The 7,975-nt window shown below is 33.3% G+C and carries 4 protein-coding genes; 2 read left to right on the top strand and 2 right to left on the bottom strand.

The window, feature by feature from the left end; genetic code table 11:
* Positions 1–582 precede the first annotated feature (582 nt).
* Positions 583–2,538: an ATP-binding protein gene (locus AC3DU7_RS13765; protein WP_488039901.1), complete on the bottom strand. Its 1,956-nt coding sequence runs from the start codon at positions 2,536–2,538 to the stop codon at positions 583–585.
* A gap of 10 nt (positions 2,539–2,548) precedes the next feature.
* Between AC3DU7_RS13765 and AC3DU7_RS13760 the strand changes: the two genes are divergently transcribed.
* The gene (locus AC3DU7_RS13760; protein WP_488039900.1) at positions 2,549–2,674 is read left to right on the top strand and encodes a hypothetical protein; all 126 of its coding nucleotides are present in this window, start codon (positions 2,549–2,551) and stop codon (positions 2,672–2,674) included.
* Here AC3DU7_RS13760 and AC3DU7_RS13755 read toward each other — a convergent pair whose 3' ends face one another.
* Positions 2,675–6,127, bottom strand: coding sequence for an ATP-binding protein (locus AC3DU7_RS13755; RefSeq protein WP_488039899.1), 3,453 nt, complete (start codon positions 6,125–6,127; stop codon positions 2,675–2,677).
* Between the two features lie 894 nt (positions 6,128–7,021).
* On the opposite strand from AC3DU7_RS13755, the gene AC3DU7_RS13750 reads away from it, so the two are divergent.
* Entirely contained in the window at positions 7,022–7,948 is a 927-nt protein-coding gene (locus tag AC3DU7_RS13750) for an NAD-dependent epimerase/dehydratase family protein (protein ID WP_488039898.1), read from the top strand.
* Positions 7,949–7,975: the final 27 nt, after the last annotated feature.

The following is a 7,975-nucleotide window of genomic DNA, read 5'->3' as shown; positions in this document are numbered from 1 at the left end:
ATTGATGATTTATGCGTATGGGATTGATTTAATTTTTGATGATCGCCAGATGTCTTCTCATAATCAATAGCTTAAAAACCTAATCGTTACGTTATATCTATGTGCAGTTAGGCGGATTTGATATCAAGAGTTAAGTAGGGTTTGCGCTCAAAAGTATGAGTGGTAAGGGTAGGAGCCAGAATCCAGAATCCAGAAATCAGGAGGAAGTCAGGAGGAATGGGAATTATAGAAGAGGTAGTCAGAAGAATCGTCCCAAGATTGTTCTTCCCCTATCTGGCCCAAAATATGCTCCTTTTTGAGCTCTAATAGCTCAAAACCAGGTACTTTTTCAATACCTAAAAAGGCTAAAATCAATATCAGTAAATGCTTTGATATTTAATCAGCAAGCCCTAAGTAGGGGAGCCGTCGTTAGAGCAACGTACAGAATGAATTGCTTCAATATCAGTTTTTAGGTTAAACATCCTCTTTTTCTATTAGCACACGTGGAATTCTACAATTCCCATGTTCGTAGCGTTAAGGTGCATTGTGCGCCAGCTAAACAAAAAATTTTCTCCTTCTATTCCTCTTTTTTCTTCTCTCCTATTAAGTAGTTTTGATAGTAATTGGTAAAGAGATAGAAACTGTAGAGCCTTGATTTTTTCCAGCACTTTCTAAAGTAATATTTCCTCCCATCAATTCCATCAAACTACGAGAAATTGATAATCCTAAACCACAACCACTATAGGCACGAGTAGTCGAACCATCTACCATTACAAAAGATTGAAATAGTTTATACTGTTCGCTTGGTTCTACCCCAATTCCTGTATCTTTAATAGTTACTACTACAATGGGTACTTGATCTATATCATAAGTATTAAGACTTGGTTTAATCTGAGCTTCGATAGTAATACTACCAGTTTCTGTAAATTTAATTGCATTATCAAGGACGTTTAAGAATACTTGCTTTAGCTTATTGGGATCGGCTTCTACAAATATGGATTTCGAGATATTAGATTTATATAGTTGCAAATTTTTTTGTTGAATCATAGACTGCTGAGAATCAATGATTTCATTTAAACAATCAGACAAATTTACTGACTTTTTGTTGACTGGAAATTTGCCTTGTTTAATTTGCACTAAATCTAAAAGTTCATTAATTAGATTTAGTAAATGAATAGCAGATTTATCAGCTTGATTTAATAATTCTACTTCTTCTTCTTGACTATCACAAAACCCATCAAGGATTAATTTTATAGAACAAATAATACTATTAAGTGGAGTCCTAAGTTCATGGGAAATATTTTTCATAAATTCATCCTTAAACCGATCTGCCTGTTGTAAAGCAGAATTGTTGTTCTCCAATTCAACAAATGATTTTTGTAATTGTTCGGTCATTTGATTAAATGCCTGAGCTAATATTGCTAGTTCTTCAATGGGAACTTCTTTGACTTTTTGTTCCCATTTTCCAATAGAGACAGAAGTTGCTGCTTGCTTTAAATTTTTTACTGGTTTAATAATCAATTCACAACTGAATAAACCAAAAATAATTGCTATGATTAATGCAATTAAACATAGAGCAATAGTAATTCGGGTATTGGTATGAATACGTTCTGTAAAATCTGCTTCAGGAATTACTACCAAAATTAACCAATCTAAACCATATTTATCGCTAAAAGGTACGACTTGTAAAAATTGTTGTTGACCATTAATATCAAAGTTAAGTAATACATTGCTTTGGATTTGATTGAGGTCCTCAAACCTGTCTTTAAGATGTTGACTTGCGGAATTAACTAAAGGATCGTTACTGTTGGAAGCGTCAATTAATTCTAGATCCCCATTTTCTTGAATAAAAGATTCAGAAGTGGCGGAACTAGCTATTAATTGTCCATAACGATTTAAAATGAAAGCTTCCCCAGATTTACTAATTTTTAACTGTTTGAGAAAGTCATGAAGTTGAGAGAAAGTCAGAGTAGCAGTGACTAAGGCGATCGCATTATTATCATTATCAATTACTGGTTGAGTTGCCATAATTTCTACTCTTTCATCAATGAGCGATCTAAACATCTTACCCCAACCTGCTTTACCTGCTCCTATACCATCTTGATACCATGGCCGTATACGAGGATCGTACTCCGGAACGACTTTTATGAGATTAGTCCGTACCCCTTGAGCGTTGGTAGCATATTCCCGCAGTTCTCCTTCTGTAGATTCGTCTGTAATGATGGTATTAAATTTATTACGATCTTGGCGACTGATTGCAAGCATAGATCCTGATGTGGATGTAATACCAATGACACCAATGGAGTCAAAAGATTGAATTTGTTGCCATAAATGACGCTCCACATCATTAATTTCTTGAAGATTAAGTTGATTAAGACGAATAGCATTTACATTTAGTTGATTAACTAAATGAGGAGTATCTAAAAAAATATTCAGTTTCTGTTGAATACGAGCTGTAATTTCACCTTGTAACTGATTAGCGAGGTCGTTGATAGCGCGCTTACCATTTGTAAATGAAAGATATCCCACTAATCCTACTGTTGCTATGATTTGCAGCACAAATGGGACAATGACTATGAATCGTAAGGGGAGTTTTGGTGAGGATTGGCAAAATAGAGAGTTTAGTGGTAACTTTGGCATGATAGCGATCGCTAATTTCTTCAATTATACAGATACAATTTGCTCAAGTTTTTGATTATTTTTGATTCCATATTGTAACTCCTTGCCAGTTTGTAGGTATACCCTCTGATAAAAAATTATTAACTCGTTCTAAATAAATTTCTGCCACTTTATCATTTTGATTTACTGTTAATACTTTCTGGAAATATTCCTTTGCCATGGTAAATTCTTGTTGTTGATAATGTAAAACTCCTTGAGAAAAATTGAGTTGAACTTGTTTTTTTAAGTTTAGCAAAGATTCGGTTTCTCCATCCATAACTTCATAAATTTTAATGGGATGATTCCGCCCTTTTACCTGGACTAGGTCTAAAAATCTAATTTGATATTGATTTGTATCTACTAAATTATCAAACACTGCTTCACTAATAATTATAGAAACACCATAAAATTTTGTTAATCCTTCTAAACGAGCGGCTAAGTTTACACTATCTGAAAAAGCATCACCTTGCATTCTTGCTTGTTCTCCTACTATACCTACCATCATTTGTCCAAAGTGAATGCCGATACCAATGGCAATGGGTCTATAACCTTGATTTTTCCTAATAATATTGTATTCTGCAACTTCTTTAATTTTAGCAATACTTGCCTTGACACCATCGTCTGCTCCATTTGGAAATACAGCCATTATTCCATCTCCTAAATATTTGACTATAAACCCAGAATTATCTCTTATTTGTGGGCTGACACGCCCTAAATATGAATTAACAAAGTTAAAGTTTTCTTGGGGTGTCATTGTTTCTGAAAGAGCGGTAAAGGAGCGAATATCAGAAAACATTACTGCCATTTCTTTACTTACATGATTGCCTAATTCTACATCAATTATTGAGTCTTTTTTGAGGAATTTGAGAAATTCGTAAGGCACGAATCTACCATAAGCACTATTTATTTGAGATAGTCTTAAATGAGTTTTTAGTCTGGCATTTAGTTCATTTTTAGAAATTGGTTTAGTCAGATAATCATTAGCACCAACATTCAATCCTTCTACTAGATCATAAACTTGATTTTTAGCAGTTAACATCAGAATTGGTAACTCACTAGGTAAGAAATTTTGTCGCAATTTTTGTGTAACTTCATAACCAGTCATTTTTGGCATCATTACGTCTAATAAAACTAGATCGGGCTGAAAACCTTCTTCAATTATTTTTAAAGCTTCTATACCATTCATTGCCTGGACTATAGAATAATTTTGGAGGGATAAAATATTGACGAGTACCTGTAAGTTTACTGGTTCATCATCGACAATCATAATTTTAAATTTTTTGTCGGTTTCTAGCGGTCTAATAACATCATCTTTTGACTCTTCTTCAGTCATAATTTCTTCTTCTTGTTCTTCAGTTATAGCTAGATTATTAGCATTTTTAAATCTTGATATACTTGATATATAGGAATTATTACTAATAGCAATTTCTGTAGATATTGGCAGAGTAAAAGTAAATTGAGAGCCTATATCAATTTGAGATTTAACCCAAATTTTTCCTCCGTGTAATTCCACCAGTTTTTTAGTAATTGTTAAGCCTAAACCAGTACCTCCATATTCACGAGCTGTAGAACCATCAGCTTGTTCAAATGATTCAAATATTCTGTCTAGTTGATCTTCTGCAATACCAATACCAGTATCAGAAATAGTAATTGCTAATTGTTGGTTTTGGAGAACTGGATGCTGATCGTTGAACTGCGAATTTTGTTGTAGATCGATCGTCTTTACCGATATTTCTACTTTCCCAGTCTCTGTAAATTTAATCCCATTACCAATCAGATTATATAAAATTTGATCCAGGCGATTTTCATCAGCATAAACCGCAGGTATATCTACAGGAATAGAATTAACTAACTCTAAATTTTTAGAACCTATTAAAGACTGACAAAAAGTGACAACTACTTCTGTTATTTCTCTGATGCCTACAGGTTTTAACTGCAACTCCAGATTTTCATGTTTCAATTTAGAAAAATCTAGAATATCATTGACTAAACTTGTAAGTCTATGACCACTTTGAGCAATCATCAATAAATTTTTTTGCTGTGCTTTTGATAATTTTCCTGTTGCTCCATCTAACATTGATTCAGCAATTCCAATCATTCCATTCAGAGGAGTACGAAGTTCGTGAGATGTATTGGCCAAAAATTCATCTTTAAGTTTATCTAATCTTTGTAAGTCAGAATTTTTAGCTTCTAGATTACTAAATGATTCTTGTAATTGCACAGCCATTGTATTAAATGAATTGGCTAATTCTCCTAGTTCGTCAGAGTGTTTAATGTCTACTTTTTGTTGCCAATCTCCTTCAGCAAAACCCCTGGCTGCTTTATTTAAACTGATAATTGGTTTAATTACCCATCTAGAAGTTAAAATTCCACCAAGTATTGCTAATCCTAAAGCTACTAACCATAATAAAATTGTATTGCGTCGTTGAATATAAATTTCCTCCATAAAGTCGGCTTCTGGAACTACTACTACAATAATCCAGTCAATACCTAAACCATATTTTACGGGTTTAATTTCTAGGAAGTGACGTTGATTATTAAATTCAAAACATAGCTGTTGACTTTGATTGATTTTAGTCAAGCCAAAGAAGGTTTTTTGTAAGTACTGTGCTGAAGCTTGAATTACAGGTACACTACTTTCTAATGCTGGCAGTCGTTGTAAAATTTGTTCATTATCTAGAGTTATAAATAGCTCTTCTGAAGTGGATGTGGCTACTATTAATCCAGAGCGTTCGACAATAAATACTTTTCCTGACTTACCTATCTTTAGCTTACTTAAAAATTGACTAATTTTATCAAGAGTTAAATGCACATTAAGTATACCTTGACGAATACGTTGTTCATCATAATAAGGTAACCCATTAGAAATGCCAAAATTTACAGTGGAACCATTTCCATCTATCCAAGGATAAATTTTACTCCAGGTAGGATTTCCTGCTTCGATAACAGCTTGATACCAAGGTTGACTTTTGGGGTCGTATGGAAAACTTTTAATAGGTGGTTCAATAATCTTTCCTTGTCTATCAATAGTATATTGTTCTATATTTCCTGCTGTTAAATAATCACTAATCCCTAATTGTAAGCGTCGATCTTCTGATCTAAATAACCATACTGCTTCTCCTTCGGCAGAGCCAAAACTAATACTATTAATATTTGGAAATAATTGCATTTGTTTAAATAAATATGGTTGCCAACTCCAGAGATTTTCTATATCTAAATTATTGAGGCGAATAGCATCTCTATTAACTTGATTAATCAAAGGAGGAATTGCTAAATAGCTTTCTAAATGTTCATCAACACGGGTTGTTACTCCATTTAGTAATTGACTAGCAACATTATTGACTGCTTTTTGTCCGTTGCGTAACGAGAGCCATCCAGTCAAACCTACAGCAAACATAATTTGCAGCACAATAGGTAATACAAAAACTTTGCGTAGGGAAGTTTTTCGAGATGTTTTTTGATTTGAACTATCTAAATATTGAGTAGGCATAAGTACATTTACCCTGATATTGCTTTAACGAAGTCAGAAGTCAGAAGTCAGAAGTCAGAAGTTGAGTCCCCTCCAAAAATATTTTGCCAATCAAGGCGGGGTTTTAGACCCCATTATTTTGATAAATTTTAAATTGTCGAAATAAAAATGTAAATATAATACTTACCATAACAATTTTGAAATTAATTTGATTAATTTGTTCATAATTCTATTGAATTTCCTTGAATAAATATGAATTTAAAACTCTACTTATTAGCTTCTTCCATTTTCGTTCCTCTCTATTCCTTAAATTTTAATATTTATCTTGAATTTAAGTATGTTGGACAAAAAAATAAGTACTGTGCTGATCGGCATTTAGCTGTCAGCTATTAGCTAGCATCATCAGGTTAAAACTGCGGACTTCAGCAATTAATTTTTTAGAAGATAAAAGCAAGCTTTGAAATTGAGAAAGAATAAAAAGTTATTGCCAAAGTCCTCTTGCAAAATCTGAGCAGTAATTATTCATTTAGAGGAACTGATAACTGAAATGACCTGTATTGAGATATTTAATCAAGTTAAAAAACCAAGTAAGCATTCAGCCGTCAGCCATCAGCTATCAGCTATATACTCTTAGTTTAGGATAAAAGCAATATTTAATTGTCTTACTACAAAAGTTGGCTCCTTTGCTTTTAAAGTCTATATTAATATTAAACACTGTCTTAATATTAAGAGACTCTTGTTGCTGAGAGCTGACTGCTAATAGCTGTTTGCGCAGCATTCTGTAGGAAATGCTTACAAAAGCAAAAATAAAGGTTGTTTATTTCTTCAAAATTAACCATGGAATCTCACTTTTGACTTTTGGCTTAGTAAATGGGTATGATGAAATCTATTAACTGTTGCTGAACAAGAGGAAAAATGCGAATACTGATTATGGGTGGGACTCGATTTATTGGAGTCTATTTAACTAAAATTCTAGTTGAACAGGGACATGAGGTAGTACTATTTAACCGTGGTAATAAACCTAGTCCAGTTCCGGAAGTTAAAGAAATTCATGGCGATCGCACCGATGCTACTCAACTTAAAGAAAAATTAGCCTCAGAAAAATTTGATGCTATTTTTGATAATAATGGCAGAAAATTAACTGATACAAAACCTTTAGCTGAAATCTTCAAAGACCAAGTACAACATTTCATTTATATGAGTTCTGCGGGGGTTTATTTAAAGTCTGACCAAATGCCTCATATTGAGGGAGATGCTGTAGATCCAAAAAGTCGTCATTTAGGAAAATATGAAACAGAAACAGAATTAACAAATCAAGGTTTACCCTGGACTTCTATTCGCCCTACTTATATTTATGGACCACAAAACTATAACGATTTAGAAGCATGGTTTTTTGATAGAATTGTACGCGATCGCCCGATTCCTATTCCGGGAAATGGACTTCATATTACTCAATTAGGTCATGTTAAAGATTTAGCAATGGCAATGGCAAATGTATTAGGAAATAATCGAGCAATTGAGCAAATTTATAATGTTTCTGGAGAGCGTTATGTGACTTTTGATGGTTTAGCTCGTGCCTGTGCTGAAGCTGCTGGAAAATCTCCTGATTCTATTAAGTTAGTACATTACGATCCGAAGCAATTTGACTTTGGAAAAAAGAAAGCCTTTCCATTACGAACTCAACATTTTTTTGCTAGTATAAATAAAGCTATAACTGAACTAAATTGGCAGCCAAAATTTGATTTAGTTTCTGGGTTAAAAGATTCATTTGAAAATGATTTTATTGCCTCTGGACGTGATAAATCAGAGGTAGATTTTTCAGTTGATGATGAAATTTTATAGCGTTAGGGAATAGGGAATAGGGAATAG

Source organism: Okeania sp., assembly GCF_983059655.1.
Note: the sequence above shows the minus strand (reverse complement) of the source record. Positions and strands in the feature narration are given on the sequence as shown.

Excerpts from the sequence above, each read along its gene's own strand:
- AC3DU7_RS13750 (WP_488039898.1), top strand. The coding sequence starts at position 7,022 with ATGCGAATACTGATTATGGGTGGGACTCGATTTATTGGAGTCTATTTA.
- AC3DU7_RS13755 (WP_488039899.1), bottom strand. The coding sequence starts at position 6,127 with ATGCCTACTCAATATTTAGATAGTTCAAATCAAAAAACATCTCGAAAA.
- AC3DU7_RS13760 (WP_488039900.1), top strand. The coding sequence starts at position 2,549 with ATGACTATGAATCGTAAGGGGAGTTTTGGTGAGGATTGGCAAAATAGA.